The organism is Lentzea sp. NPDC036955 (genome assembly GCF_055608005.1).
In genome coordinates this window covers 699,576-726,189 of sequence record NZ_JBVJRC010000005.1, presented here as the reverse complement: position 1 = coordinate 726,189, position 26,614 = coordinate 699,576, and the positions used below count along the sequence as shown (strand labels likewise).

Genomic DNA, 26,614 nt, shown 5'->3' with positions numbered 1-26,614 from the left:
ACCGCGATGCTGCTGTCGCTGCCGGGCTCGCCGGTGCTGTACTACGGCGACGAGATCGGCATGGGCGACAACATCTGGCTGGCCGACCGCGACGCCGTGCGCACACCGATGCAGTGGACCCCGGACCGCAACGCGGGGTTCTCCTCCTGCGACCCGGGCCGGATCTACCTGCCGGTGATCATGGACCCGGTCTACGGCTACCAGGGCCTCAACGTCGAGGCGCAGCTCAACAACTCCTCGTCGCTGCTCAACTGGACGCGGCACATGATCGAGGTGCGCAAGCAGCACCACGCGTTCGCCGAGGGCGACTTCACCGAGCTGGGCGGCTCGAACCCGAGCGTCCTGGCCTACAAGCGGATGTGGAAGCGCCCCGACGGGCGCGAGGACATCGTCCTGTGCGTGAACAACCTCTCCCGCTTCCCGCAACCGGTCGAGCTGGACCTCTCCGAGCACCGCGACTACACGCCGGTGGAACTGACCGGAGGTGTCAAATTCCCCTCGATCGGGGAACTCCCCTACCTGTTGACCCTTCCCGGTCACGGTTTCTACTGGTTCCAGCTGGTAGAGGCGGGCGACGACAGCGAGATGAGGTGAGGCGCGCATGATCGACCCGGACGAGCTCGCCGACAAGCTGGTCGGCACCCTGCCCGACGTCCTGCCGACGCTGCGGTGGTTCGGCGGCAAGGACCGCGCGATCACCGCCGTCCGTCCACTGCGGACGACCCCGCTCACCGACGACCTGGTGCACTGCGTCGTCGAGGTGGAGCAACCCGGCCGCACCGAGGCCTACCAGCTCGTGATCAGCGAGCATTCGGACGGCTTCGACGCGACGGCCGACCCGGAGCGCAACGGCCTGCTGCTGGAGAAGATCGCCGCCGGCGATCGGGTCAACGGCATCGAGTTCGCGCACGAGCCGGGCGTCGAGCTGCGCACGGCGCTGCGCGGCCGCCCGATCGGCGTCGAGCAGTCGAACACGTCGCTGATCTACGGCCAGCAGTACATCCTGAAGATCTTCCGCAAGCTCGCCCGCGGCGAGAACCGCGACCTGGTCATGCACCGGGCGCTGCAGTCGGTGGGCTGCGAGCACATCGCCCGCCCGCTCGGCTCGATCTCGACGACGCTCGACGGCGAGCCGGTCACGCTCGCGATGCTGCAGGAGTTCCTGCCGGACGCGGTCGAGGGCTGGGACATGGCCAAGACCTCGGTGCGCGACCTGATGGCCGAGGCCGACCTGCACGCGTTCGAGGTGGGCGGCGACTTCGCCGGCGAGGCGCAGCGGCTCGGGCACGCGGTGGCCAAGGTGCACGCCGACCTCGCGGAGGCGCTGGGCACCCGCATGGCCGACGACGACGCGGTCACCCGCGCCATCGCGGGCATGCAGCGGCGCCTGGACACCGTCCTGGAGGCGGTGCCGGAGCTGGGCCGCTACGAGAGCGCGCTGCGCGCGTCGTTCGACGAGGCCCGCAGGCACGTCGGGGCGATCCCGATCCAGCACGTCCACGGCGACCTGCACCTGGGTCAGGTGCTGCGGACCGTGCACGGCTGGCTGCTGATCGACTTCGAGGGCGAGCCGGCCGCCGGTGTCGAGGAGCGCAACGCGCTGCGGTCGCCGTTGCGCGACGTGGCGGGGATGCTGAGGTCGTTCGACTACGCGGCCAGGCAGCTGCTCGTCGGCCAGCCCGACGACGACCAGCTCGCCTACCGCGCGATGGAGTGGACGAAGCGCAACCGGGCCGCGTTCTGCGACGGCTACGCCGAGGTGGCGGCCGACCCGCGGGACAACGCGCACCTGCTGCGCGCGTTCGAGCTGGACAAGGCGGTCTACGAGGTCGCTTACGAGCACGCCAACAGGCCGGAGTGGTTGACGGTGCCGCTGTCGTCGATCGCCCGGATGACTTCTGGAGGAGAGTAAGCCGTGAAGGCCGACCTGGACCGACTCCTGTCCGGTGCGCACCACGACCCGCACTCGGTGCTGGGTGTGCACACCGTCGGCGACCAGGTGGTCGCGCGGGCCCTGCGGCCCGGCGCGACCTCGGTCGCCGTGGCGTGGGGTGACAAGCAGGTCGAGCTGCCGCGCATCGCCGACGGCCTCTTCGAGGGCGAGCTGCCGGAGGCGCCCGGCGACTACCGGCTGCTCGTGTCCTACGGCGACCGCACGATCGAGGTCGACGACCCGTACCGGTGGCTGCCCACCGTCGGCGAGCTGGACCTGCACCTGATCGGCGAGGGCCGCCACGAACGGCTGTGGGACGTGCTCGGCGCGCACGTGCGGTGCTACGAGACGGTCACCGGTGACGTCACCGGTGTGTCGTTCGCCGTCTGGGCGCCGAACGCGCGCGGTGTGCGCGTGACGGGTGACTTCGACGGCTGGGACGGGCGCGCGAACCCGTTGCGGTCCATGGGTTCCTCCGGCGTGTGGGAGGTGTTCCTCCCGAACGTGCCGGTGGGCTCGCGGTACAAGTTCCGCATCCTCGGCGCCGACGGCGTGTGGCACGAGAAGGCCGACCCGATGGCGTTCGCCACGGAGGTGCCGCCGCAGACGGCGTCGGTGGTCACGCGGTCGGAGCACGAGTGGCAGGACGCCGAGTGGACGGCCCGGCGTGCGGCGACGCAGTGGGCGAACGCGCCGATGTCGATCTACGAGGTGCACCTCGGGTCGTGGAAGCCCGGCCTGAGCTACCGGCAGCTCGCGACCGAGCTCGCCGACTACTGCGAGGACATGGGCTTCACGCACGTCGAGCTGCTGCCCGTGGCCGAGCACCCGTTCGGCGGTTCGTGGGGCTACCAGGTCACCTCCTACTACGCGCCGACCTCGCGGTTCGGCACCCCGGACGACTTCCGGTTCTTCGTCGACGCCCTGCACCAGCGCGGCATCGGCGTGCTGGTCGACTGGGTGCCCGCGCACTTCCCCAAGGACAGCTGGGCGCTCGCGAAGTTCGACGGCACCCCGCTCTACGAGCACGCCGACCCGCGCCGCGGTGAGCAGCTCGACTGGGGCACGTACGTCTTCGACTTCGGCCGCAACGAGGTGCGCAACTTCCTCGTGGCGAACGCGCTGTTCTGGATCGAGGAGTTCCACCTCGACGGGCTGCGCGTGGACGCCGTGGCGTCGATGCTCTACCTCGACTACTCGCGGCCGGAGGGCCAGTGGCTGCCCAACGAGCACGGCGGCCGGGAGAACCTGGAGGCGGTCCGGTTCCTGCAGGAGCTGAACGCGACGGTCTACAAGCGGCACCCCGGCATCGTGATGATCGCCGAGGAGTCGACGGCGTGGCCGGGCGTGACGCGGCCGACGCACCTGGGCGGTCTCGGGTTCGGCTTCAAGTGGAACATGGGCTGGATGCACGACACGCTGCACTACCTGTCGCGTGAGCCGGTCCACCGCTCGTTCCACCACAACGAGATGACGTTCTCGCTGGTCTACGCGTGGAGCGAGAACTTCGTGCTGCCGCTCTCGCACGACGAGGTGGTGCACGGCAAGGGCTCGCTGTGGACCCGGATGCCCGGCGACGACTGGAACAAGGCGGCGGGCGTGCGGTCGCTGCTCGCGTTCATGTGGGCGCACCCCGGCAAGCAGCTGCTGTTCATGGGCGGCGAGTTCGGGCAGCGGCAGGAGTGGTCGGAGTCGCGGTCGCTCGACTGGCACCTGGTCGAGCAGGAGCCGCTGCACCAGGGCATCCAGTCGTTGCTGCGCGACCTGAACTCGGTCTACAAGACCGCCGCGGCGCTGTTCTCGCACGACGTGACGCCGGAGGGCTTCCAGTGGATCGACGCGAACGACTCGGGCGGCAACGTCCTGTCGTTCCTGCGGGTCGGTGAGGACGGCTCGACGCTCGCCTGCGTCGCGAACTTCTCCGGTTCGCCGCACCACGACTACCGGGTCGGCCTGCCGGCGACCGGGCGGTGGAAGGAGCTCATGAACACCGACGCGGCGCACTACGGCGGGTCGGGCGTGGGCAACATGGGCGGTGTCGTCGCCGAGGCCAAGCCGTGGCACGGGCGACCCGCGTCGGCGGTCCTGCAGCTGCCGCCCTCGGGCGTGCTGTGGCTCGTGCCGGACCCCGCCGACGAGCTGTGACGCCGGCCGGGGTGCGGCCGCAGCCGGTCGCACCCCGGTCACCGGCGGTGATCTCGCCGGGTGAACCCGATCGGCCCGGCACACGTTGACCCTCACATGCGCCTGAGTTCGCCGAGTAGGGCCTCCGTCGAGCCGGGCGGCAGGCACAATGGTGTGATGCGGCACTGGAGCATCGCGCTGATGGTCGTCACCGCCCTGCTCGCCACGGGGTGCACCGCCGGGATACCCGGCCGTCCCCGTGCCGCCAAGGTGGTCAAGCAACAACCCGCCAACCCGACGATCCAGGTCCGCGGCAGCGACAACGGCCGCATCGACCAGCTCGCGGCGACGGCGCTCACGGACATCGAGGTCTTCTGGACCGACTCGTTCCCGAAGACGTTCGGCAAGCCGTGGAAGAAGCTGAGCGGCGGCTACTACTCCGTCGACACCGCGGACTCGGCCGCCAAGCCGCCGCCGTGCACGCAGAAGGCCGCCGACGTGGAGGGCAACGCGTTCTACTGCCCCTCGGCCGACGCCATCGCCTGGGACCGCTCGTCGCTGCTGCCCGTGCTGGAGGACCGCTTCGGCGAGGCCGCCGTGGTCGTCGTGCTGGCCCACGAGGTCGGCCACGCCGTGCAGAACCGCATGGGCATCACGCCGGAGGCGGAGCGCCGTGAGCCGGACAAGTACCCGACGATCCTCACCGAGGCGCAGGCCGACTGCTTCGCGGGCTCGTTCGTCCGGCACGTCACCGACGGCGACTCCGAGTACCTCGACATCGGCACCGACGCGCTGGACAAGGCGCTGGGCGCGCTGATCACGTTCCGCGACCCGGTCGGCACCTCACCGGAGGACGAGCAGGCGCACGGCAGCGCGTTCGACCGCGTGGCCGCCTTCCAGGACGGCTTCGAGCAGGGCCCCAAGTTCTGCGCCGCCATGTCCGTGCAGAACCGCACGTTCACCCAGCGCGCCTTCACGAGCACCCGCGACCGCGCGAACGGCGGCAACCTGCCGTTCGACGAGATGCTGGAGTCGGTCACCCCCGACCTCGACACGTACTTCAAGACGCTGGCCACGACCCAGAGCAAGACCTGGCCGACTGTGCGCGCCGAGGCCGCGTCCAGCGAGCCGGACTGCTCCGGTGACCAGGGCCCGGTCGCCTACTGCCCGTCGGACAAGACCATCAAGATCGACACCAAGGACGAGCTGCCCGCGCTGCACAAGGAGCTCGGCGACTACGCCACCGGCACGCTGATCGCCACCCGGTACGCACTGGCCGAGCTGGCCGTCCTCGGCAAGCCGACCGAGGGCGAGGAGGCCTCGAAGGCCGCGCTGTGCCTGGCCGGCGCGTACACCGGCGCGGTGTTCCAGCGGCAGGACGGGTTCGGGCTGTCGCCGGGCGACTTCGACGAGGCGGTGACGGTGCTGCTGCGGTTCGACTACGCGGCCCGCGACGCGACCGGCGGTGACGCGGTGGACCCCGGCTTCGAGCGGGTGGCCCGGTTCCGCGAAGGGGTGTTCGAGGGTCCGAAGAAGTGCGGGCTGAACTGATCTCGCGCCCGGCAGCCGAAAGCCCGCAGCGGACCGTTCCGCTGCGGGCTTCACTGTGCCGGGGGCGGTCAGCTCGACTGGAGCGAGATCTTCGCGCCGGGGATCTTCAGGGTGCCGCCGGCCAGGTCCGCGTTGCGCACCGTGACCTCGGTGAACGACGCGATCGGCACGTTCAGCGGCGGCGGGTGGGCCGCGGTGTAGTCAACCGGGATCTTGATGCCGAGGATGTCCAGGTTCCCCTTGAGCTGCACGGTGAACAGCTCGATCCTGGCCGGTGAGCCGAACGGGACCGAGACCGTGGACGTGCTGCCGGGCGCGGCCCTCGTCACGAGCTGGACGCCGGGTGAGACCTCGCCGGTCTGCACCAGGTCGCGGATCTTCATGTCGGTGGCCGTGAACTTGAGGACCTTCACGACCTGGCCGTTCAGCACCGAGTCGACGACGCCCGCGAAGTTCAGGCCGACCAGGTCGAGCCGGGAGGCGGTGAGGGTCCACTCCCTGCCGCCCGCCACCGGGGCAGGGGCCGGTGGCGGGGTGGCCGGCGTCGACGGCGGCACCGTGCTCGGCGGTGGGGCCGGCACGGACGACGACGCCGGCGGCGGGGTGGAGCTGCCCGGCGGGGTGCCCGGTGGCGTGCTGCTCGACGGCGGTGCGACGGAGCTGCTCGTGGGGGCCTGGGTGGTGCTCACGGGCGGCGGTACCGACGGGTCGGCGGGGTCGGCGGACGGTTGCTGGACGGCGAGCAGCGCGATCAGGGCCACGGCGGCCATCGGCGGTGCCGGGTTCTCCAGGGAGAGCTCCGACCGGCCCTTCCTCCTGCGCTTCTCCCCCGGTGCCTTCGGTTCCTTCGGCACGTCGGTCCACGCCACGGCGAGCGCGCCGCCGAGCAGGCTGAGGACGGTGCCGAGCAGGAAGCCGCCGAGGTTCGTCGTCACCAGCGCCACCAGCGACAGCAGCACGGTGACGATGCCGGAGGCGAGCCGGAACCCCGGCGCGATCCACAGCGACAGACCGCAGATGATCAGCAACGTGCCGATCAGCAGCGCGGAGACGCCGCCGATCGTCTTGATCGAGATGATCATGTCGCCGAGCTTCACGCCGACGAACGGCGGGAACAGGATGACCATCGCACCGGCGATGACGAACAGGCCGGCCCAGAAGGGCCGGCCACGCCGCCACGCGGTGAAGCTGCGCCAGAGCCTCAGAAGCACTCGTTCTGCCCCTGCTTCAAGCTCAGGTTCATCCCCTTGAACTTGATGGACTGGGCCGTCGTGCTCCACGCGACCTGCCGCAGCGCCGCGATGTTGACGGTGTCAGCCTGCATGCCGAACGACCCCGGCAGGCCCTTCAGGCCCTCCGGGCCCTTGGACAGCGTGCCGGCGTCGATGCCGATCTGCGGGTTGCCCAGCGTCAGGTCACCGCTGATGTCGGTGAGCCCGACGACCAGGTTGGTCGCCTCCATGCCGCCCTTGCCGCCGGCCTCGATGCGCATCGTGAGGTCACCGACGACCGGCATGTCGGGGACGAAGACCGACTGGCAGAACTTGTCGAGCGATGCCGACTTGAAGCCGTTCACCGCGACCGGGTGCACCTGACCGGACCCGGCGTCCACCCCGCCGAACTGGACGTACCCCTGGCCCGTCAAGCCGTCAGCGGACACCTTGAAACTGCTGCCGGACACCGAGAACGAGGCGGCCAGCGCTCCTTGGGACATGCCGAAGAGGAGCACACCGGCGCCCACGGCACCGATGCCGAGCACCCCGACGAACCGTGCCCAGCGCGTTCTTCCCATACCGCCAAACTCCTTCCACGCCGAAGGCTTGCGTGGGGGGACTGTGCGCTCCGGAACATCGGCGGGACAAGGAAACGAGTCCGTGCAGTCTTGAAATCACCCCACGGGGTGAGGGAGTTTCACGTTTGGCCGCTGGTGGTTCCCTCACCAGGCCCAGAGGGCACTGAGTAGCCTCTGACCATGGGGATCGGACGCCTGGCCGCAGCGCTCACCACCGTCGTCGCGCTGGCGGGATGCTCCTCCGTGGTCGAGGGAGCACCGAAGGGCGAGCGGCCCGACCCCACGAAGGTCGCGGGCCTCGCGATCACCAACGGCCCGTCCGGCGCCAAGCCCGGCGTGCCGAACGCCGACCTGTCCGTCGAGAACGGCGACGGCGGCGAGATGGACCAGCTCGCGATCAACACGCTCGCCGACGTCCAGGAGTTCTGGAAGGACGAGATGCCGAAGGCGTTCGGCGGCAAGGCGTTCGAGCCGGTGAAGCGGTTCATCTCCTACGACTCCAACGGCAAGGGCGTCGAGGTCTGCCGCCTCAACACCACCGGCATCGCCAACGCGTTCTACTGCGCGGTCGACGACAGCATCACCTGGGACCGCGGCGAGCTGCTGCCGATGCTCAAGGACGCGTTCGGCCCGATGGCCGTCGTCACCGTTCTCGCGCACGAGATGGGCCACGCCGTGCAGTACAAGCTCGGTGCCGCGTCCGGCATCGGGCCGAACACCCAGTCGATCGTCAAGGAGCAGCAGGCCGACTGCTACACCGGCGTGTTCATGCGCTGGATCGCCGAGAACAGGTCCAAGCACTTCGAGCTGTCCACCGGCGAGGGCCTCAACCAGGTGCTGCAGACCATGTTCTTCATCCGCGACTCCGCCGGCACCTCGTTCGAGAAGCAGGGCGCCCACGGCAGCGCGTTCGACCGCGTCTCCGCCTTCCAGTTCGGGTTCGTGCGCGGTGCCGCCCGCTGCGCCGAGATCAACGAGGCCGAGATCGACAAGCGCATCACCGAACGCCCGTTCTCGTTGCAGGACACCGACCAGGGCCAGGGCCGCGGCAACGCCCGCATCGACCAGGACAAGTACCTCAAGGCGCTGGAGGAGTCGCTGCGCGACGCCTACAGGTCCAGCGGCGCGGCCTTCCCCGCCCTCGACAAGGGCGGCATCAGGTCCTGCGCCGACGCCCAGACGACCTCGCCCGCGTCCTACTGCCCCGCCACGAACCAGGTCCAGCTCGACCTGCCGTCGCTGGTCAAGATCGGCACCCCGCCCAAGCGCGGGCAGAAGGGCGGCATCGGCGACTTCGCCGCGTTCGCCGTCGTGGCGTCCCGCTTCTCGCTGTCCATCCAGAGCGCCACGGGCTTCAAGCTCGACGACGACGCGGCGGGCCAGCGCACGGCGTGCCTCACCGGGGCGTGGGCGGGGCTCACCAACCGCCCCGACCCCGCCGCGGGCCTGCGGCTGTCCCCCGGCGACCTCGACGAGGCCGTGGCCGAGCTGCTCGCCGACGACAGCCTCATCGCGGCCGACGTGAACGGCAAGGCGGTGCCCTCCGGGTTCGCGCGGGTGGAGGCCTTCGCCGACGGGTTCTTCCGCGGTTCCGCGCTGTGCGTGAAGAAGTACTCGGTTTGACCCTTTGATCGACGCCGGTCGATACTTTTCCGGTGCTGACCGATGAAGCCACCACGTACGCCTCGTGGTTCGCGAGCCTGTCCGACCCCACGCGCGTGCGCCTGCTCCACCAGGTCGCGTCCGCACCCGGCGAGGTCACGGTGGGCGAGCTGACGACGTCGCTCGGCATCAGCCAGTCCACCTGCTCGCACCACGTCCGCAAGCTCGCCGAGGTCGGCTTCCTGCGCGTGCGGCGCGAGGGCACGGCGACGATGGTGTCGGTGAACCCGTCGTGCTGCACCGGTCTGCCGCACGCCGCCGACGCCGTGATGGGCGCGCTGACCACGGGTTCGGTTCGGCCGGTCGCCGGTGTCGCCGTGCGCGCGATGACCGCGGCCGACTGGCCCGATGTCCGCCGCATTTACGGCGAGGGCATCGCCTCGGGCAACGCGACGTTCGAAACCGAGGTCCCGTCCCGCCGCACGCTGGAGCCGAAGTGGCTCCCGGACCACCGCTGGATCGCGGTGGTGGACGGTTCCGTGGCGGGCTGGGCCTCGGCCGCCCCGGTCTCACCGCGCGAGTGCTACGCGGGCGTGGCCGAGACCTCGATCTACGTGAGCGACGCGTTCCAGGGCCGCGGCGTGGGCAAAACCCTGCTGCACCACCAGGTCTCCGCCGCCGATGCCGACGGCCTGTGGACGCTGCAGGCCGTGATCTTCCCGGAGAACCGCGCCAGCATCGCACTGCACCACCGGGCGGGGTTCCGCACGGTCGGACTCCGCGAACGGATCGCCCAGCACCACGGCAAATGGCGCGACACCGTACTCCTCGAACGCCGCCGCCCCTAATCCAGAGGGTACGCGGGGTCCCCGCGTACCCCAGAGGGGAACGTAGGGTCCCCGCGTGCCCCCAAAAAGGGAACGTGGGGGCCCCGCGTGCCTCAGAGGGGAACGTGGGGGGCCCGCGTGCCGGTCAGTAGAGGGCGGAAGCGAGGTTGCGGCGTGCTGCGGCCACGCGGGGGTCGTCCGCGGGGAACAGCTCGAACAGGCCGACCAGGTGCTGGCGCACGCGGTCGCGGTCGTCCCCGTACACCCGCCGCACGGTGTCGACGAGGCGCTTGAACGCCTCCTCCACCTGCTGCGACGCCACCTGCGCGTCGGCGGCGGCGAGCTGCGCGTCGACGTCGTCCGGTGCGCCGTCCGCCTTCGCGATCACCGCCGGGTCGACGGCCTCGGCCCGCTCGGCGAACCGCGCCTGCGCGAGACCTTCCTTCGCAAGCTCGTTGGACGGTTCGGCGTCGAGGATGTGCTGGTAGGCGGCCTGCGCGGCGGCGTAGTCGCCCCGCTCGAAGGCCTCCTCGGCGGCGACGAACCGCGGGTCCTCTGGAAGCTCTTCCGGCTCGGCCGGCGCGGTGGCGTTGGCCTCGCCGGCGCGGATGCCCGGCAGCCGGTCGCGCAGCGCGTCCAGCAGCCGCGCGATCCACTGCTGCAGCTCGGCGTCAGCGAGCGGGCCGGCGAACGCGTCGATCGGCTGCCCGCCGGCGACGGCCACGGTCGTCGGCACGGACTGCACGCCGAACGCCTGGCCGATGCGCGGGGCCTGCTCCAGGTCGACCCGCGCGAGGATCCACGAGCCGCCCGACGGCTGGGCGAGTCGCGTGAGCGACGCGGCCAGCTGCTGCGACTCCGGGCTGTAGGAGGCACCCAGCAGCACCACGACGGGCACCTGCAGGGACTGCTCGACCACCGCCTGGAACGACGCCTCTGTGACGTCCACGATCCACGGCGCGGACCCGTTCGGAGCTCCGGCGGGACCGGCGGCGGGAGCGGGCGACGCGGCCGCCTGGCGGGCGGCGTCGGCGCGCGCCTTCAGGGCACCCAGGTCGACGGCGCCCGAGAGCGCGGCGGACAGTGCGGCGGTCTTGCGAGGATCAGGCCTTGTCACGTGTTCCATCCTGGCACGGCTAGTTCCCGGACCGGGTCCAGGGCCATCGGGTTGACGCGCATCGCCTCGTTGCCCGAAGCGATGCGTAGTGCAAGCGGTGTCATCAGGTCGACGAACCGCTCGGTTCGCTGTCCTCCCAGCGCTTCCCACGGCGCGCGGGCGGCCTCGTCGGTCGCCCGTTCCACCGCGGCGAGGTCACCGGGCAGGTCGGCGGCTTCCCATTCTTCCTCCGTCCACCCCCTCGCCGCCCGCATGTACGCCGGATCGAGGGAATGCTCACGCGCGTAGAGCGCAAGCGCTTGGCACGGTCCCACACCGTGGGCCACGAGCGCAGCCACATGCCCATCTCCACGCGACTCGCGCAAGATCGTGCACGCGTGCCACAGCGCCAGGTGCGGCTCGTCGGGCCACGGCAGCGCGCGGTTCGCCGCGGCCAGCGGGCGGCCCGCGATCGGAGCGGCCTCGGCGGCGTCCCGCGCGAGCGTGGCCAGCTCGGTGATCTCGGGGGTGTCCACCGTGCCGAGCAACCGCCGCAGGGCGCCGTCGACGCCCTCCAGCCGGGCCCGCAGGAACTCCGCCGGCGAGGCGACCTCCCACGCGTCGGGCAGCGCCCGTGCGACCTTGCGCGGGGCGAAGTTGTAGAAGACGGCCGTCACCAGCTCGCGGGAGGCGGCGCCCAGCGGTGCGGCGCGCAGGCCGAAGTAGCCCATCCAGCCGCCCTTGCAGCCCAGCGCGTCGGTCGCCGCGCGGGACTCGGGCGTGAAGTAGGTGACGTCGTGGTACGGCTCGAACCGCAGCCACAGCTGCCTCACATCCACGCCCGACACGCTAACCCAGCGGACGCCGCCGCACGGACCCGCTCACCGGTGCGGCGTAGAGCCCTCGGCCGTTCGTGCGGACCGTTGCTCCACACGGGTCACGGGGTGTCGGCGAGGTGGTCCTCGATCCGCTGCACCTTGGCCTTCAGCTGCCCGGTGTGGCCCGGCCGGATGTCGGCCTTGAGCACGAGCGAGACCCGCGGTGCCGCGGCCTGCACCGCCTCCGTCGCGCGCTTCACGACGTCCATCACCTCGTCCCACTCCCCCTCGACCAAGGTGAACATCGAGTTCGTCTCGTTGGGCAGTCCCGACTCCCGCACGATCCGCACGGCCTCGGCGACGGCCGCGGCCACACTTCCCGACGAGTCCGATGCGGACGGAGCAACGCTGAACGCGACAAGCACACGTGCCTCCCTGGTGATCTCTGCGTGTACTGACTGGTAGCTTCCGTGCACATGACACCGCTGCCGTTCGATCCGATCGCCCGCGCGGCCGAACTGTGGGACGAGCGCGTCGGTTCGGCCACGTCGATGGCCGCCGTCACGAGCGTCATGCGTGTCCAGCAAATCATCCAGTCCGCGGTGGACGCAGCCCTCAAGCCGCACGGGCTCACGTTCGCCCGCTACGAGGCGCTGGTGCTGCTGTTCTTCTCCCGCAAGGGCGCGCTGCCGATGCGGGTCATGGGCGAGCGCCTGCAGCTGCACCCGACGTCGGTCACGAACATCGTCGACCGGCTGGAGAGCGACGGCCTGGTCCGCCGCACGCCGCACCCGACCGACCGCCGCACGACGCTGGTGGAGATCACCGAGGCCGGTCTGCAGCGCCGGGAGGCGGCGACCGAGGCGGTCGTGCGGGTCAACCTCGGGCTCAAGGGACTCACCGACCGGCAGACCGAGCAGCTCACCGACCTGCTCGCCAAGGTGCGCAGGGCCAGCGGCGACTTCGAGGACTAATTCGGTTGGCACGCGACCGGAGCTGTGGCGTCATGGGCGGGTGATCCGAAACCGCCCTGACCGCTCGATCGTCGCCCTCGTCAGCACCCCGAGCGGGTTCGCCGGGCGCACCGGTGTCCTGCCGGTGCCGACCCCGGAGTGGAACCACGTCGAGCCGGTCAACGCCGTGCTGCGGGAGCTGCTGGGTGTCGAGACGAGCGTGCTGCGGCTGGTGTCGGTCGAGGGCGGCCAGGTGCCGTGGGGCGGCACGGTCACCTACCACGTGGAAGCGCACGGCGAGCCCGACCGCTCGAAGCTGAGCCCGGCGGCCGAACCGGAGCCCGACGCCGAGCACCGGTTGCCGTGGGCGCGGCTCGGCGGTCCCGCGGAGCTGGTGGCGTGGGCCGACACCGCGGTCACCCGCACCGGCCCTGCCGTGCAGGTCAGGACGTGGAACCTGTCGAGCGTGCACCGGCTGCCCACCGCGGGCGGCCCGGTGTGGCTCAAGGCCGTGCCGCCGTTCTTCTGCGACGAGGGCGCCGTGCTCAAGACGGTCGCGGCGCACGACCCGACGCTCGTGCCGGCGGTGCTCGCGTCCGCGCCGGGCCGGGTGCTGCTGAGCCAGGCGGAGGGCGGCAACTGCTGGGACCTGACGCCGGAGCTGGTCGAGCGGGTCGTGCCGCGCTGGGTCGCCGTGCAGCACGCGCTGGCCGGCGAGCCGCAGCTGCCGCCGTCGGTCGTGCCGATGCCGTCGTTCGGGCTGCCGGACACCCTCGTGCACGGCGACTTCCACCCCGGCAACTGGCGCGACAGCGGCGTCGTGATCGACTGGTCCGACGCGTGCTGGGGCCACCCGGCGCTCGACGCGTGCCGGCTTGCGGAGTTCACCCCGCACCTGAGCGACGTGATCAGCCGGGTGTGGAGCGAGGCCTGGTTGCGGCACCGCCCGGACAGCGAGCCGCTGAAGGCGCTCGCCGTCGCCCGTCGTGCCTCACGGCTGCACAACGCGGTGAAGTACCAGGAGTTCCTGGACAACATCGAGGCGTCCGAGCGGATCTACCACGAGGGCGACCAGGAGGCCGAGCTCAGAGCTGTTCGGGAGCTGCCCGTTCGGTGAGGCGGCCGGTCTTCGCGGCCCAGCGCTCGAAGATCACCGTGCCGAACGGCGGGATGCTGGAGAGCAGGCCCAGCAGCAGCGTGCGGGCGTCCCACCGCAGCGGCTCCTTCGCCATGAGCGTGACGAGGATGAAGGCGACGAAGACGAAGCCGTGGATCGGGCCGAAGACCTTGACGCCGATCTCGTTCTGCACCACGACGTACTTGAAGAACATCCCGAGCAGCAGCCCCGCCCAGGAGATCGCCTCGGCGAGGGCGAGGATGCGGAACCGTCCGGCCGCGCTGGAGAACGTCATGGCTCCCCATCATGAACCGTGATGGGGAGCACAACGCCACCGGGGTTGTCTATTTATGTCCTATTCCTCCCATTTGAAGACGCGGGAGGCGAGGAACCCGACCACGAGCGCGAACCCGGTGAGGACAGCGGCCGGCACCACCAGCGCCTCGACCCCCTTGCCGCGCACCAGCACGTCGAGCATGCCGTCGTTCATGTGCCGCAACGGGAACACCTTCGACACCGCCTGCAGCCACCCCGGCGCCTGGTCGACCGGGAAGAACGTGCCGGACAGGAACGCCATCGGCAGCACCACGATGTTCGCCGCGGCCGACGCGGACTCCTCGGTCTTCGCGAACGCGCCGACGAGCATGCCGAGCGCGAAGAACGCGACCGTCCCCAGCAGCAGCAACGGAATCGCCAGCCACCAGTGCCCCGAGAGCCGCAGCCCGAACACCGGCAGCATCGCGATGCCGACGAAGATCGCGCCCTGCACCAGCGCGACGCCCGCGCTGACGAGCACCCGCGACGACAGCACCGCGGTCGTGGACACCGGCGCGAGCCTGATCCGCCGCAGCACCTGCTTGCGCCGCCACGACACCAGCGTCAGCGCGGAGCCGAACACCGCCGACACCGCCACGCCCCACGACAGGATGCCCGGCGTCAGGTACTGGATCGGCTTGAGCGAGGCGTCCTCGACCTTCTCGGCGGCGAAGGTGAACCGCGGCGGCTGGCCCGTGGCGGCGAGGTTGGTCTTGTCCACGAACCCGTTCACGATCCCGAGGACGGTCGCCGACTGGACCTGGTCGCTCTGCGCGTAGCGGACGTCGAGCGTCTGGCCGCGCACGATCAGCGCGGCCGGCAGGTCGCCGTCCTTCACCTTCTGCAAGGCGGCGTTCTCGTCGTCGAACGCCTCCAGCTCCAGCACACCGCTGTCCCTGAGCGAGCTGACCACCGGGCCGTCGCCGACCACCGCGATCTTCGTCTTGTCCGTGCCCACGTCCCGCAGGAGCAGACCGAAGATCACCAGGAACATCAGCGGGAACAGGAAGGTGAAGAACAGCGTCACCCTGTCCCGGACGAACCCCTTGAACATCGCGAGCGAAAGCGTTCTGAACGCGGTCATGCGCGGTACTCCCGCCCGGTCAGGTCGAGGAAGACGTCTTCGAGGGTGGCCGTGCGGACCTGGAGGCCGTCGAGCGCACCGCGGTCGGCGAGCGCGGACAGCACCGGCGCGGGGCGGCGGGTGGAGATCGTCAGCGAGACCTCGTCCTCGTGCGCCTCCTCGACACCGTCGAGCGCGGTGGCGTCCACGACGGACAGCAGGCCCTTCTGCAGCGTCACGTGGGTCGGTGCGTCCAGGCCGCGCACGAGCACCGCCGGCGGGTCGAGAGCGAGCACCCTGCCCCTGTCCATGATGGCGACGCGGTCGCAGAGGATCTCGGCCTCGTCGAGGTAGTGCGTGGTGTAGACGATGGTCTTGCCGCGCTCCCGGATGGCCCGCAGCACGTCCCAGAGGTTGCGCCGGGCCTGCGGGTCGAGCGCGGCCGTGGGCTCGTCCAGGAACACGATGTCCGGGTCGTGCACGAGCGCGCACGCGATGGAGAGCCGTTGCCGCTGCCCACCGGAGAGCTTGTTCTCCTGCTCGTTCGCCTTGTCGGCGAGGCCGACGAGCTCCAGCATGTCCGCGGCGGTGCCGGGGCTCACGCCGTAGAGCGAGCCGAACGTCTGCAACTGCTCCTTCGCCGTCAGCTTCTCGAAGAACGACGACGCCTGCAGCTGCACACCGATGCGCGGCAACAACTTCGTGTTGCGCGGCCACGGGCTCTCGCCGAGCAGCGACACCTCACCGCTGTCGGGCTCGCGCAGGCCTTCGACGATTTCCAGCGTCGTCGTCTTGCCGGCGCCGTTGGGCCCCAGAATGCCGAAGAACTCGCCCTCGGCCACGGTGAACGAGACCCCGTCCACCGCTTTCAGCTCGCCGTAGCTCTTGCGGACGTCCCGCACCACGACCGCCGACCGTTCCTGCGTCATGGCGCGACGGTAGGTCAGCGGCAGGTCCCGCACGCCGCGGATCGACCAAAGTCGTCGCGAAGTCGAGACGAAAGCCGTCAGCCGCCCGCGACCAGCAGCGGGCGTTCGGTGTGGACGTCGGCCGACCTGCGCAGCGCGGCGGCGAACTGCTCGAACCGCGCCCGCGGCACGGCCGTGCGGACCTCGCCCAGCGCCTGCCACGCGAGGCGGTGCTCCGCGGTCTCGGCGAGCCGCGGCACCGGACCGCCCATGACGTCCCCGGCGAACGCGAGCGCGACGGTCGCCGCCCGCAGGCACGCGGTCGCGAGGGTCACGCAGTCCTCGACGAGCGGGCCGTCACCACCGGGGCGCACGACCCCGCCGACGGCGAACCGGACGACCTGCATCAGCGCGAGGTGCAGGCGCTGGCCGGCCAGGACGCGCTGGTGCGACAGGTCCTCGGAACCGGTGCCGGGCATCACGACGGTCATGCCGACCTGGGGCCGGCGCAGGACGTGGTCGAAGAGGGCGGTGGGCGCCCACACCAGGGTGCGCCAGGCGTCCCCGCCCAGCGAGGTGCCCATGCGGGTGGCGTTGCCGAGGACGTCGAGGTAGGCGGTGAGGACGCCGGACAGGAACACGGCGCCGCTGTCGCCGCCGGCCCTGGTGATGCCCAGCCGCCGGTCGTCGGCGAGGTGGCCGTCGCACGGGCCGGGCTCCCACCCGATGACGTCGCTGCTCGCCAGCACCACGCGGGCCAGCCGCTGGTGCACGGGCGAGGCGGAGAGCACCGTGTCGTCCAGCCCCATCCGGGCGAGCACGGACGCCGCGTGCCGCACCGACTCGCGGTGCCGCGGCACGAGGTCGGGGTGCAGCAGGCGGAACGGTTCCACGTCGTCCCCTCCGTTGGTTGTCATCACAATGACCTGCGGGCGGCGGGAAGTCATCCGGATGGGCCGCTGCGTTACGTCTCAGTTGGACTGCACCCAGGCCGCGAGCTGCGCGCGGGTCGACAGGTCGAGCACGGTCTTCACGTTGTGCACGTGCGACTCGACGGTGCGGTGCGAGATCCCCAGGCTGGCCGCGATCTGCGCGTTCGTGAGGCCCTGCGCCACCAGGTCGGCGACCATCCGCTGCCGGTCGCTCAGCACCGCGTCGCGCGCGGCCGCCTCGTCCAGCGCGGTCTCCACGGCGTAGCGGAGGTCCATCGCGCGACCGGCCCGCTCGGCCCGGCTGAAAGCCGCGCGGGGCAAGGCTTCCCGTGCGACGTCGCGAACGGCGGCGATCTTCCGCCGCCACCACGGTCCCGGCGGGACGTCCCACACCGCGCGCATCTGCCGGCAGGCGGCCAGCAACCGCACCCCGAGCTCGTGCCGCCCGGACAGCACGGCGACCAGGGCGCAGCCCTCGACCGCCTCCAGCACCGCCCGCGGCGCCGCCGCCGACATCCGCGTGCTCTCGGCGAACCGCGCGCCCGCCCTGCCCAGGTCGCCGCGTTCCAGCGCGACGCAGCCGGAGGTGTGCAGGGCGGTGGCCGCGATGTCGGGGCGCCCCAGGTCCGCCAGCACGGGCAGGGCCGCGGACACCAGCTCGTCGGCGCCGTCGACGTCGCCCAGCTCCAGCCGCACCCGGCCGAGGTTCCGGCTCGACACGGCGACGCTCACGTCGTCGCCGTTGCGCACACCCCACTCGATCGACCGGCGCAGGGCCCGCGCCGTGTTCGGCAGGTCGGCCATGCCGTCGTGAGCGCCCGCGACCGTGCGGTAGAGGCGGCACACGACGAGCTGCTGGCCACCCGCCTCTGCGGTCTCGACCGCCTCCAGCGCGTACCGCACCGCGTCGTCGTGCCGTCCCTCGTGGCTCGCCAGCAGTGACGCGTACTCCAGCGCGAGGACGCGGTAGCGCGCATCGGCCGCCGTTCGGTCCAGCACCTGCATCAGCACGGTGCCCGCTTCGGCGAAGCAGCCGCGGTCCGAGCAGACCCGCAGCAGGATCGTGGCGAGCATCAGCCGGCGTTCGTCCCACGGCTGCACCAGACGGGCGAACGCGTACGCCACGTTGTCGTACTCCTGGTGCTGCACCTCGACCTGCTCGGGCGTGAGGACCGACGACGTGACACCGGGTTCGCCCATCCCGCACAACCAGTCGACGATCCGGCGCGCGGTCTCGGCGTACTCGTCGCGGCTGCGCAGCTGTTCCTCCGCGTAGAGGCGCACCGACTCCAGCATCCGGAAGCGGCCGTCGTTCTCCCGCACCACCAACGACTTCGCCTGCAACGCGGCGAGCGGCTCGACCACCGGCCCGCCGTGCACGACCTCGGCGATGCCCAGCCCGAACCCGCCTGGCAGCAGCGCGAGCCTGCGGAACAGCGCCTCCTCCTGCCCGGTCAGCAGGTCGTGGCTCCACGCGATGGCGGCGCGCAGGCTGCGGTGCCTGCTCTGCCCGTCCGCGTCGGCGAGCAGGTCGAGCCGTTCGTCGAGCCGGTCGGCCAGCTCGCACAGCGGCACCGACCGGATGAGCTTCGCTGCCAGCTCCACCGCGAGCGGGACGCCGTCCAGCCGCGCGCACACGGCGGCGATCTCGGCCTCGTGCTCCGGCGTGGCGCTGATCCCGGCCCGGTCGGTGAACAACCGGACGGCGTCGGCCGCCATGCCCCGCACCGGGTAGACCGCCTCCCCGAAGGCGCGCAACGCCTCCCGGCTCGTGGCCAGCACCTGCACCCCGGGACAGCGCGCCAGCAGCGCGTCCACGACGGCACAGCACTCCTCGACGAGGTGCTCGCAGTTGTCGACCAGCAGCACCACCCTGCGTCCGGCCAGCTCCGCGAGCAGCGTGCCGCGCAACCCGGCCCCCGCGTACCGGTGGACGCCGACGGCGTGGGCGAACGCCGGCACCACCTGGTCGGCCGCGCCGACCCGGCCCAGCTCGACCGTGCGCACCTCCACCCGCTTCAGCCGGCCGGCGAGCTCCGCCGCGAGCCGCGTCTTGCCGACACCGGCCGCACCCACGAGCGTGAGCATCCTGTGCTTGCGCAGCAACACCTGCAGCTCGGCGAGCTCGGTGGCGCGTCCGACGAACGCGTCGGCGTGGGCGGGCACCTCGGTGACCACAGTGGACGTACCCGCGGTGCGCCGCCGGTAGGCCCGCTGACGGCACGCGTTCGAGCAGTACCGCGCCCTCGACGGCCGGGGCGCGAAGTGCGTGCCGCACGTCGCACAGGTGCCCATCGCGTGAGTTTACGGCCGATTCGGTGTCTCAATTGGGAAGTGTGCCCAGTTCGACGTCCAGCACGGCGCCGGACCGCAGCTCGGCGACCTCGATCCGGTCCCTGGTCCTGGCGAGCCACCCGCCCCGGACCCGCCGCACCACCTGCGTCTTCGCGAGGTCGGCGCCCTCGGCCCTGATCACGACGTCCCTGCCGTTCTCCAGGTGCACCACCGCCCTGGTGAACTTCGGGGCGTGCGGCACGAACTCGCCGGTGCCGGGCACCGCCGGGTACATGCCGAGCGCGCTGAACACGTACCAGGCCGACATCGTGCCGAGGTCGTCGTTGCCGGTGACCCCGGCCGGGCCGTTGACGAACAGCGTCTGCGCGGCCCTGACGACGACCGAGGTTTTCTCCGGCTTGCCGATCAGCGCGTACATCCACGGCGCGTGCAGGTCGGGTTCGTTGTTCGGGTTGTACCGGAACTGGTTGTAGTAGTCGTAGGGCCCGACGACCCACTTCTCCCGCACCGTGCGCCTCGGGTCGGTCAGCAGGTCCGGGTAGGCGAAGAAGTCGTCGAGCCGGGCCTCGGCCGCCGCCGCGCCGCCGACCGCGGTGAGCAGACCGGGGATGTCGTGCCGGCACAACCACTGGTACTGCCAGGCCGTGCCCTCGTGGAACCCCTCCGAGCCCTGCGGCGTGTACGGGTCGAGCCAGGAGCCGTCCCGCAGCTTCGGGCGCGGGAACCCGGTGAAGCCGCGGTCGCTCACGCCCCTGTCCCACAGGGCGCGGTGGTTGAGGCCGCGCTGCCGCAGCCGTTCCGCGTCCTCCCGGTGCCCCAGCGCCTCGGCCATGACCGCGAGCGTGGCGTCGGCGAGCGCGTACTCCAGCGTGGCGGACGCGCCGTGGTGCGGGTCGGTGTCCTGCCCCTTCTTCGGGAAGTGCTTGTCGTACTGGACGAACCCGTTCGCGAGGTAGCTCGGGTTGCCCGACCGGCCCTGGAACCGGGAGCTCTCCGGCGGAACGCCGTCGGCGTTCTGCAGCAGTGCCCGGTACGCCTGCTCCTCGAAGCCCTCCAGGTGCCCGAACCGCCACAGGTCGACCAGGAACGGCGTGACCGGGTCGCCGGTCATGCAGTTGGTCTCCTGGTTGGCGAACGCCCACCGCGGCAGCCACCCGCCCTGCTCGTGGACGGCGAGCACGCTGCGGGCGATGTCCTTGCTGCGCTTGGTCCTCAGCAGCGCCAGCAGCTGGTTGTGCGCGCGATAGGTGTCCCACAGGCTGAAGTACTCGTAGTAGGTCCAGCCGTCGGCGCGGTGGACCTGCCCGTCGAACCCGCGGTACCGGCCGTCGAGGTCGCTGCCGGTCAGCGGCTGCAACAACACGTGGTACAGCGCGGTGTAGAAGACCGCGCGCTCGTCCCAGTCGTCCGTCTCGACCTCGATGCACGCCAATTCGTCGCGCCACGCCTGCTGCGCCTCGTTGCGGAGCTCGTCGAAGCTCTTCTCCCCGGCCTCGCCGAGGTTCCCGGTCGCCCCGTCGGCGTCCACTTGCGACAGTGCGGTCTTCGCCGTGACCGGCCCGGGCTCGAAGGTGACCCACGCGCCCCGCAGCCCGGCACCGCCCCGCGACTCGCGCTGCCCCGGCTTCGCCCCGTTCGGGCCCCAGGTGCCGAACTCCCGGAACGGCCGGTCGAACCGGGTGGTGAAGTGGGAGACGTACGGCCGGCCGCCGCAGAACGCCTGCGTCTCCACGGTTCCGGCGATGGTGCGGTCGTCCAGGACCACCACGCTGCTGGCCGAGACGGGTTCCTTGTCGTTGGCCTGGCCGACGTTGACGAGCACCGTGCCGCCCACGCCACCCGGCCACGTGAACCGCTCGACGCCGACGCGCGTGGTGGCGGTGCACTCGACGGTGATGTCCCGGTCCAGCCTGACCTTGTAGTAGCCGGGCTTCCCGATCTCGCCGTCGTGGGTGTACTTCGCGCCGTAGCGCCGGTGGTCGAAGCTCGCCGGCAACGGGCCCGAGATCGGCAGGATCGAGACCAGCCCGCCCTGCTCCCAGCAGCCGGCGCCGGAGAGGAAGAAGTGGCCGAAGCCGCGGATGACCTGGTCGTCGTAGCGGTAGCCGGCGTAGTGCGAGCCGATCGGGCTGGAGTGGGCCTTGCCGAACGGCATGGAGGCGCCCGGGAAGGTGTTGCCCTCGTCCTTCGTGCCGATGAAGGTGTTGACCGACTCGATGGGGTCCAGTGCGTCCACGAGCCTCACCCTAGACGGGATTCCGGGCGCGGGCAGTGGTGCGGAGGAGTGGTTCCGCGAGCACCGGCGGAACGCGGTTGATCCTCCACAGTGGACACCGCTGGCGACCGCCCGCCACCCGGCCCCGCTTGACCGGTGCCGAACGGTTGACAAGGGCGTGGAGCCGGGGTGAGATACGGCCACTATGACAACGTTGTCCCCCAGCGGCCAGGCTGCCGGCCAGCGCAAGGTCCGCCGCGCGACGATGAACGACGTCGCACGGCTGGCGGGCGTGAGCATCAAGACCGTCTCGCGCGTGGTCAACGACGAGCCGGGTGTGCACCCGTCCACCGCGGAGCGCGTGCTGGCGGCCATCGACCAGCTCGGGTTCCGGCGGAACCTCAGCGCGCGCAACCTGCGCAGGGGGTCGTCCACCGGCACGATCGGGCTGGTGCTGGAGGACGTCGGCAACCCGTTCTACTCCGGGGTGACCCGCGCTGTCGAGGAGATCGCGCGGCTGCGGGGCAGACAGGTGATCTCCGGATCGTCCGACGAGGACCCCGGCCGGGAGCGCGAGCTCGCGCTGGAGTTCTGCAGCCGCAGGGTCGACGGGCTGCTCATCGTGCCCGCGGGCCTGCAGCACAGCTACCTGGTGCCGGAGATGCGCGCGGGGACGCCGGTGGTGTTCCTGGACCGGCCGGCCGGGGACGTCGTGGCGGACACCGTGCTCGTCGACAACATCGGCGGGACCGTCGAGGCGGTGATGCACCTGGCCTCGCACGGGCACCGGCGGATCGCGTTCCTCGGGGACGCGCCGGACATCTTCACCGCCAACGAGCGGCTGCGCGGGTACCGCGAGGGCTGCGTGCGGGCCGGGATCGGGTACCACGAGGAGCTCGTGGCGATGGGACCGCACGACGAGGCCAGCGTCGTGACGGCGTTGCGGCGGTTGCGGACCATGCGGGAGCCGGCGACGGCGGTCGTGGCGGGCAACAACCGCATCACCGTCTCCGTCCTGCGCGCGCTCGCCGGGGTCGCGGACAAGCCCGCCCTGGTGGGCTTCGACGACTTCGAGCTCGCCGACCTGCTGTCGCCGCCGGTGACCGTGATCGCGCACGACGCGAGCGCGCTCGGCAAGGCGGCCACCGATTTGTTGTTCGCCCGACTGGACGGCGACAACTCACCACCGCGCCGCGTCGTGCTGCCGGTGCGCTTGGTGCCACGAGGATCCGGGGAGGTCCACGCGTGAGTTCTGGCTTGCTCCACCAGCCGGTCAACCTGCCGGCGAACCAGCCGAAGCAGTTCTACCGCGGCGGTGAGGCGATCGCCGCGTTGCGGGGTGGCGCCGCCGCCGACTTCGGGCCGGAGGACTGGGTGGCGTCGACGACGACGCTCTTCGGCCGCAGCGACGCGGGGCTGACGACGTTGCCGGACGGCGTCCTGCTGCGGGACGCCGTCGCCGCGGACCCGACGGGGTGGCTCGGCGCCGACCACGTGGCCGAGTTCGGCGCGGACACGGCGCTGCTCGTGAAGCTGCTCGACGCCGGGCAGCGGCTGCCGGTGCACTGCCACCCCTCCAACGCCTTCGCCGCCACGCACCTGAACTGCCGGCACGGCAAGACGGAGGCGTGGATCGTGATCGGCACGACCGGCGCGAACCCGACCGTCTACATCGGATTCAAGGACGAGGTGCCCGCCGACGTCGTCGCCGGCTGGGTCGCCACGCAGAACACGACGGCGATGCTCGACGCGCTCAACCCGGTGTGCGTGCGGCCCGGTGACACGGTGTTCGTGCCCGCCGGTGTGCCGCACGCGATCGGCGAGGGCGTGTTCATCGTCGAGCTGCAGCAGCCGACCGACTTCTCGGTGACGCTGGAGTGGCAGGGGTTCCTCGCCGACGCCGACGCCGGCCACCTCGGGCTCGGCTACGACCTGGCGCTGGACTGCGTCGACCGGCAGGGCTGGGGCTCCTCGCTGGCGGAGCTCGTGCACCAGACGTCGGAGAAGTGGGCGCCGTCGGTGGACCTGCTGGGCCGCGCCGCCGACCCGTTCTTCCAGGCCGACCGCCTGCACGTGGAGGGCTCCTCCACCCTGGAGCCGTCGTTCGCCGTGCTCGTCGTGCTGGAGGGCTCCGGCCGGCTCGGCGCGCTGGACGTGCACAAGGGCAGCACCGTCGTCGTGCCGCACGCGGCCGGTGAGCTGGGGCTGACCGGTGACCTGGTGGCGGTCCGCTGCCGTCCACCCGTCCTGTCCACCCTGGAGGGCGCATCGCGATGAGCCGGCCGCTGCTGGAGGCGCGTGATCTCACGAAGAGCTACGGCACCGTGGAAGCACTCCGCGGTGCGTCGTTCACCGCCTGCGCGGGCGAGGTCGTGTCGCTGATCGGCGACAACGGCGCCGGCAAGTCCACCCTGGTGAAGTGCCTGTCCGGGGTGGAGCAGCCGACCGGCGGGACGCTGCTGTTCGAGGGGGAGCCGCTCGTGCTGGGCTCCCCCAACGACGCCCGCGACCGCGGCATCGAGACGGTGTTCCAGGACCTCGCGGTCGCGCCGGACCTCGACCCGGCCGCGAACATGTTCCTGGGCAGGGAGATCCTCAAGCCGGGTCTGCTCGGGTTCCTCGGCGTGCTCGACAAGAAGGCGATGCGCAGGCAGGCCACCGAGCACTTCACCCGCTTCGGCGCGGCGCTGCAGAGCATCGACGTGCCGATCGCGGCGCTGTCCGGTGGTCAGCGGCAGTCCGTGGCGGTCGCGCGCTCGGTGGCGTGGGCGTCGAAGCTCGTGTTCATGGACGAGCCGACCGCGGCACTCGGCGTGGTGCAGCGCGAACGCGTGCTCGACGTGATCAAGCGGGTCCGCGACGAGGGCGTCGCGGTGGTGCTGATCAGCCACAACATGCCCGAGGTGCTGTCGGTGTCCGACCGGGTCGAGGTGCTGCGCCTCGGTCGCCGGGTGGCGCGCTTCACGGCGTCCGAGACCAGTGTCGAGGAGCTCGTCGGCGCGATGACGGGTGCGCTGACGCAGGAGGACGCGGCCTGATGACCGAGGAGAAGACAACGTTGTCAGCCTCATCGGACGACCGGCGCACGCCGTTGCTGAAGCGGCTCGCCGGCGCGAACACGCTGTGGATCGGCCTGGTGCTGCTGGTGCTGGTCGCGGTGTTCGGCGCGATCCGGCCGGACGCGGTGTTCCAGGTGACCACGCTGCAGTTCCTGCTCGCGGAGACCGCCGTGCTGCTGGTGCTGTCGGTCGGCATGACGTTCGTGATCATCACCTCCGGCATCGACCTGTCCGTGGGGTCGGTGCTGGTGTTCGCCTCGGTCACGTCCGCGCTGGCGATGAACGCCCTGTCCGGCGGTGACGCGACGAACGCGGGCTGGGGCGTGATCGGGCTCGGGTTGCTGGTCGCACTCGTCAGCGGCGCGGTCTGGGGCCTGCTGAACGGCCTGCTGATCTCGCGGGCGAAGATCCCGCCGCTGATCGTCACCCTGGGCTCGTTCGGCGCGGCGCAGGGCGCGGCCCTGTTGCTGAACAACGGTTCCAACGTCGCCGGTGTCCCGGACAGGCTGAGCCGCACGTTCGGTTCCGGCACGTACCTGGGCATCCCGAACATCGTGATCGTGGCCGCCGTCGTCACCGCGCTGGGCGCGCTCCTGTTGTCCACCACCCGGTTCGGCCGCTACACCTACGCCGTCGGGTCGAACGAGGAGGCGGCGCGGCGCGTCGGCATCTCGGTGCGCGGCCACCTGACGAAGGTCTACCTGCTGGCCGGCACGCTCGCGGGCCTCGCGGGGTTCCTGGGCAACGCGTTCTTCCGCGTCGCGGTCGTCACCGGCCACGAGACGGACAACCTCAACGCGATCGCCGCCGTCGTGCTGGGCGGCACGAGCATCTTCGGCGGGACGGGTTCGGTGGTGGGCACGGTCTTCGGCGTGTTCATCCCGGCGGTGCTGGAGAAGGGCCTCGTGATCATCGGGGTCAGGGAGTTCTGGCAGCCGATCGCGGTCGCGGTCGTGCTGGTGGCCGCCGTGTGGCTGGACCAGACGCGGCGGCGGGCGCGCAACCAACGTTGAGAAGGGGTGCTGGACCAATGAAGATCCGCTCCGCAGTGGCCGTCTCGGCCGCGTTCCTGCTCGCCGCGTGCGGTGGAGGTGGCCAGATCGGCGACTCGAACACGGGCGGCACCGCCGCGAACAAGAAGCTCGTGCTGATCCCCGGCATCACCGCAGAGCCGTTCTACATCTCGATGCGGTGCGGGTTCGAGGAGGCCGCCAAGGCCGCGGGCTACGAGTTCGACACGCAGGCGCCCGCCAAGTTCGACGCGGCCCAGCAGACCCCGATCGTCACCGGTGTCCTCGCCTCCAAGCCCGCCGCCGTCCTGATCGCGCCGACCGACGACAGGGCCATGGCGGGCCCGATGAAGCAGCTCAAGGACGCGGGCATCAAGGTCGTCGAGGTCGACACCAAGCTCCAGGACACCTCGATCGCCGCGTCCTCCATCTCCTCGAACAACGAGCAGGGCGGTAAGCTCGCCGCGGAGACCCTGAACAAGCTGGCCGCCGGGAAGTCCGGCTCGGTCCTGGTGCTCAACACCAAGGCCGGCACCTCGACCACGGACGCCCGCGCCAAGGGCTTCGAGGAGGCGGTCAAGGCCTACCCGAACCTCCGCTACATCGGCCAGCAGTACACCGACAACGAGCCGGCCACCGCCGCCTCGAAGGTCACCGCGACCCTGGCCGCGAACCCGGACCTGATCGGCGTGTTCGCCACGAACCTCAACACCGGCGAGGGCGCGGCGACGGGCCTGCGCAACGCGGGCAAGACGGGCGCGGTCAACCTGGTCGGGTTCGACGCCTCACCGAAGCAGGTGCAGGACCTCCAGGCGGGCACCGTGCAGGCGCTGATCGCACAGGACCCGGCCACGATCGGCAAGCAGGGCGTCGAGCAGGCGCTGGCGGCGATCGAGGGCAAGCAGAACGAGCGCGACATCGAGACCGACCTGGTGGCGATCACGAAGGACGACGCCTCGGCGAACTCGAAGTACTTCTACAGGGAGAAGTGCTGAGCTTCCCGC

General features: G+C 71.3%; 24 protein-coding genes. 13 read left to right on the top strand and 11 right to left on the bottom strand.

Features of this window, described 5'->3' with window-relative positions; genetic code table 11:
* The 4 genes from ACZ7CF_RS20720 to ACZ7CF_RS20705 form a co-directional block, all read left to right on the top strand.
* Nucleotides 1-594: alpha-glucosidase C-terminal domain-containing protein (locus ACZ7CF_RS20720; RefSeq protein ID WP_470370285.1), on the top strand; the 594-nt coding region annotated here is incomplete at its 5' end.
* Nucleotides 595-601: 7 nt separating this feature from the next.
* Entirely contained in the window at nt 602-1,912 is a 1,311-nt protein-coding gene (locus ACZ7CF_RS20715) for a maltokinase N-terminal cap-like domain-containing protein (RefSeq protein ID WP_360395653.1), read from the top strand.
* Between the two features lie 3 nt (nt 1,913-1,915).
* Nucleotides 1,916-4,078 carry a 1,4-alpha-glucan branching protein GlgB gene (glgB, locus tag ACZ7CF_RS20710; RefSeq protein ID WP_470370284.1) on the top strand — a complete coding sequence of 721 codons (2,163 nt, stop codon included), beginning with the start codon at nt 1,916-1,918 and terminating at the stop codon, nt 4,076-4,078.
* Nucleotides 4,079-4,234: 156 nt separating this feature from the next.
* On the top strand, nt 4,235-5,608 hold the full coding sequence (locus ACZ7CF_RS20705) for a neutral zinc metallopeptidase (RefSeq protein WP_360395649.1): 1,374 nt from the start codon (nt 4,235-4,237) through the stop codon (nt 5,606-5,608).
* A gap of 68 nt (nt 5,609-5,676) precedes the next feature.
* Here the strand turns inward: ACZ7CF_RS20705 and ACZ7CF_RS20700 are convergent, their stop codons facing one another.
* Nucleotides 5,677-6,819: a DUF6114 domain-containing protein gene (locus ACZ7CF_RS20700; RefSeq protein ID WP_458430524.1), complete on the bottom strand. Its 1,143-nt coding sequence runs from the start codon at nt 6,817-6,819 to the stop codon at nt 5,677-5,679.
* Nucleotides 6,810-7,400, bottom strand: a complete 591-nt coding sequence (locus ACZ7CF_RS20695; protein WP_360395645.1) for a DUF6230 family protein — start codon at nt 7,398-7,400, stop codon at nt 6,810-6,812. The genes ACZ7CF_RS20700 and ACZ7CF_RS20695 overlap by 10 nt, the downstream gene beginning before the upstream one ends.
* 180 nt (nt 7,401-7,580) lie before the next feature.
* Here ACZ7CF_RS20695 and ACZ7CF_RS20690 point away from each other — a divergent pair, with 180 nt between their 5' ends.
* Nucleotides 7,581-9,023 (top strand): neutral zinc metallopeptidase, encoded by a 1,443-nt coding sequence (locus ACZ7CF_RS20690; protein WP_470370283.1) that lies wholly within the window; start codon nt 7,581-7,583, stop codon nt 9,021-9,023.
* Between the two features lie 32 nt (nt 9,024-9,055).
* Entirely contained in the window at nt 9,056-9,850 is a 795-nt protein-coding gene (locus ACZ7CF_RS20685) for a helix-turn-helix domain-containing GNAT family N-acetyltransferase (RefSeq protein ID WP_458430522.1), read from the top strand.
* 124 nt (nt 9,851-9,974) lie between these two features.
* Here ACZ7CF_RS20685 and ACZ7CF_RS20680 read toward each other — a convergent pair whose 3' ends face one another.
* The 3 genes from ACZ7CF_RS20680 to ACZ7CF_RS20670 form a co-directional block, all read right to left on the bottom strand.
* Nucleotides 9,975-10,946, bottom strand: a complete 972-nt coding sequence (locus ACZ7CF_RS20680; protein ID WP_360395639.1) for a tetratricopeptide repeat protein — start codon at nt 10,944-10,946, stop codon at nt 9,975-9,977.
* Nucleotides 10,943-11,764 (bottom strand): SCO6745 family protein, encoded by an 822-nt coding sequence (locus ACZ7CF_RS20675; RefSeq protein ID WP_470370282.1) that lies wholly within the window; start codon nt 11,762-11,764, stop codon nt 10,943-10,945. Before ACZ7CF_RS20675 ends, ACZ7CF_RS20680 begins: the two co-directional genes overlap by 4 nt.
* Before the next feature lie 98 nt (nt 11,765-11,862).
* Nucleotides 11,863-12,168, bottom strand: coding sequence for a thiamine-binding protein (locus ACZ7CF_RS20670; RefSeq protein WP_360395636.1), 306 nt, complete (start codon nt 12,166-12,168; stop codon nt 11,863-11,865).
* A gap of 51 nt (nt 12,169-12,219) precedes the next feature.
* Here ACZ7CF_RS20670 and ACZ7CF_RS20665 point away from each other — a divergent pair, with 51 nt between their 5' ends.
* On the top strand, nt 12,220-12,717 hold the full coding sequence (locus ACZ7CF_RS20665; protein ID WP_360395634.1) for a MarR family winged helix-turn-helix transcriptional regulator: 498 nt from the start codon (nt 12,220-12,222) through the stop codon (nt 12,715-12,717).
* Nucleotides 12,718-12,757: 40 nt separating this feature from the next.
* A complete protein-coding gene (locus tag ACZ7CF_RS20660) occupies nt 12,758-13,813 on the top strand; it encodes a phosphotransferase family protein (protein WP_470370281.1) in 1,056 nt (351 codons plus the stop codon).
* On the opposite strand, the gene ACZ7CF_RS20655 is transcribed toward ACZ7CF_RS20660, so the two are convergent.
* From ACZ7CF_RS20655 to ACZ7CF_RS20630, 6 genes are all read right to left on the bottom strand, one after another.
* Nucleotides 13,782-14,108 (bottom strand): DUF3817 domain-containing protein, encoded by a 327-nt coding sequence (locus ACZ7CF_RS20655; RefSeq protein WP_360395631.1) that lies wholly within the window; start codon nt 14,106-14,108, stop codon nt 13,782-13,784. The two genes, ACZ7CF_RS20660 and ACZ7CF_RS20655, sit on opposite strands and share 32 nt — an antisense overlap.
* Nucleotides 14,109-14,168: 60 nt before the next feature.
* Nucleotides 14,169-15,212 carry an ABC transporter permease gene (locus tag ACZ7CF_RS20650; protein WP_360395629.1) on the bottom strand — a complete coding sequence of 348 codons (1,044 nt, stop codon included), beginning with the start codon at nt 15,210-15,212 and terminating at the stop codon, nt 14,169-14,171.
* Nucleotides 15,209-16,120 carry an ABC transporter ATP-binding protein gene (locus ACZ7CF_RS20645; protein WP_360395627.1) on the bottom strand — a complete coding sequence of 304 codons (912 nt, stop codon included), beginning with the start codon at nt 16,118-16,120 and terminating at the stop codon, nt 15,209-15,211. Before ACZ7CF_RS20645 ends, ACZ7CF_RS20650 begins: the two co-directional genes overlap by 4 nt.
* Nucleotides 16,121-16,197: 77 nt before the next feature.
* Complete coding sequence (locus ACZ7CF_RS20640) at nt 16,198-17,016, bottom strand: hypothetical protein (RefSeq protein WP_360395625.1); 819 nt, start codon at nt 17,014-17,016, stop codon at nt 16,198-16,200.
* Between the two features lie 54 nt (nt 17,017-17,070).
* Nucleotides 17,071-19,326 (bottom strand): helix-turn-helix transcriptional regulator, encoded by a 2,256-nt coding sequence (locus tag ACZ7CF_RS20635; RefSeq protein WP_470370280.1) that lies wholly within the window; start codon nt 19,324-19,326, stop codon nt 17,071-17,073.
* 28 nt (nt 19,327-19,354) lie between these two features.
* On the bottom strand, nt 19,355-21,562 hold the full coding sequence (locus ACZ7CF_RS20630) for a GH92 family glycosyl hydrolase (protein WP_360395623.1): 2,208 nt from the start codon (nt 21,560-21,562) through the stop codon (nt 19,355-19,357).
* Nucleotides 21,563-21,806: 244 nt separating this feature from the next.
* Here ACZ7CF_RS20630 and ACZ7CF_RS20625 point away from each other — a divergent pair, with 244 nt between their 5' ends.
* Genes ACZ7CF_RS20625 through ACZ7CF_RS20605 form a run of 5 tightly spaced genes read left to right on the top strand, consistent with a single transcriptional unit; the run spans nt 21,807 to nt 26,605 of the window.
* Entirely contained in the window at nt 21,807-22,790 is a 984-nt protein-coding gene (locus ACZ7CF_RS20625) for a LacI family DNA-binding transcriptional regulator (RefSeq protein WP_470370292.1), read from the top strand.
* The gene (locus tag ACZ7CF_RS20620; protein ID WP_360395621.1) at nt 22,787-23,818 is read left to right on the top strand and encodes a class I mannose-6-phosphate isomerase; all 1,032 of its coding nucleotides are present in this window, start codon (nt 22,787-22,789) and stop codon (nt 23,816-23,818) included. The genes ACZ7CF_RS20625 and ACZ7CF_RS20620 overlap by 4 nt, the downstream gene beginning before the upstream one ends.
* Nucleotides 23,815-24,579: an ATP-binding cassette domain-containing protein gene (locus ACZ7CF_RS20615; protein WP_360395619.1), complete on the top strand. Its 765-nt coding sequence runs from the start codon at nt 23,815-23,817 to the stop codon at nt 24,577-24,579. Before ACZ7CF_RS20620 ends, ACZ7CF_RS20615 begins: the two co-directional genes overlap by 4 nt.
* Complete coding sequence (locus ACZ7CF_RS20610; RefSeq protein WP_360395617.1) at nt 24,579-25,613, top strand: ABC transporter permease; 1,035 nt, start codon at nt 24,579-24,581, stop codon at nt 25,611-25,613. The genes ACZ7CF_RS20615 and ACZ7CF_RS20610 overlap by 1 nt, the downstream gene beginning before the upstream one ends.
* 17 nt (nt 25,614-25,630) lie before the next feature.
* Nucleotides 25,631-26,605, top strand: coding sequence for an ABC transporter substrate-binding protein (locus tag ACZ7CF_RS20605; protein WP_360395615.1), 975 nt, complete (start codon nt 25,631-25,633; stop codon nt 26,603-26,605).
* Nucleotides 26,606-26,614 lie beyond the last annotated feature (9 nt).

Excerpts from the sequence above, each read along its gene's own strand:
- ACZ7CF_RS20715 (WP_360395653.1), top strand. The coding sequence starts at position 602 with ATGATCGACCCGGACGAGCTCGCCGACAAGCTGGTCGGCACCCTGCCC.
- ACZ7CF_RS20705 (WP_360395649.1), top strand. The coding sequence starts at position 4,235 with ATGCGGCACTGGAGCATCGCGCTGATGGTCGTCACCGCCCTGCTCGCC.
- ACZ7CF_RS20695 (WP_360395645.1), bottom strand. The coding sequence starts at position 7,400 with ATGGGAAGAACGCGCTGGGCACGGTTCGTCGGGGTGCTCGGCATCGGT.
- ACZ7CF_RS20690 (WP_470370283.1), top strand. The coding sequence starts at position 7,581 with ATGGGGATCGGACGCCTGGCCGCAGCGCTCACCACCGTCGTCGCGCTG.
- ACZ7CF_RS20665 (WP_360395634.1), top strand. The coding sequence starts at position 12,220 with ATGACACCGCTGCCGTTCGATCCGATCGCCCGCGCGGCCGAACTGTGG.
- ACZ7CF_RS20655 (WP_360395631.1), bottom strand. The coding sequence starts at position 14,108 with ATGACGTTCTCCAGCGCGGCCGGACGGTTCCGCATCCTCGCCCTCGCC.
- ACZ7CF_RS20650 (WP_360395629.1), bottom strand. The coding sequence starts at position 15,212 with ATGACCGCGTTCAGAACGCTTTCGCTCGCGATGTTCAAGGGGTTCGTC.
- ACZ7CF_RS20645 (WP_360395627.1), bottom strand. The coding sequence starts at position 16,120 with ATGACGCAGGAACGGTCGGCGGTCGTGGTGCGGGACGTCCGCAAGAGC.
- ACZ7CF_RS20640 (WP_360395625.1), bottom strand. The coding sequence starts at position 17,016 with ATGACAACCAACGGAGGGGACGACGTGGAACCGTTCCGCCTGCTGCAC.
- ACZ7CF_RS20635 (WP_470370280.1), bottom strand. The coding sequence starts at position 19,326 with ATGGGCACCTGTGCGACGTGCGGCACGCACTTCGCGCCCCGGCCGTCG.
- ACZ7CF_RS20625 (WP_470370292.1), top strand. The coding sequence starts at position 21,807 with ATGAACGACGTCGCACGGCTGGCGGGCGTGAGCATCAAGACCGTCTCG.
- ACZ7CF_RS20615 (WP_360395619.1), top strand. The coding sequence starts at position 23,815 with ATGAGCCGGCCGCTGCTGGAGGCGCGTGATCTCACGAAGAGCTACGGC.
- ACZ7CF_RS20610 (WP_360395617.1), top strand. The coding sequence starts at position 24,579 with ATGACCGAGGAGAAGACAACGTTGTCAGCCTCATCGGACGACCGGCGC.
- ACZ7CF_RS20605 (WP_360395615.1), top strand. The coding sequence starts at position 25,631 with ATGAAGATCCGCTCCGCAGTGGCCGTCTCGGCCGCGTTCCTGCTCGCC.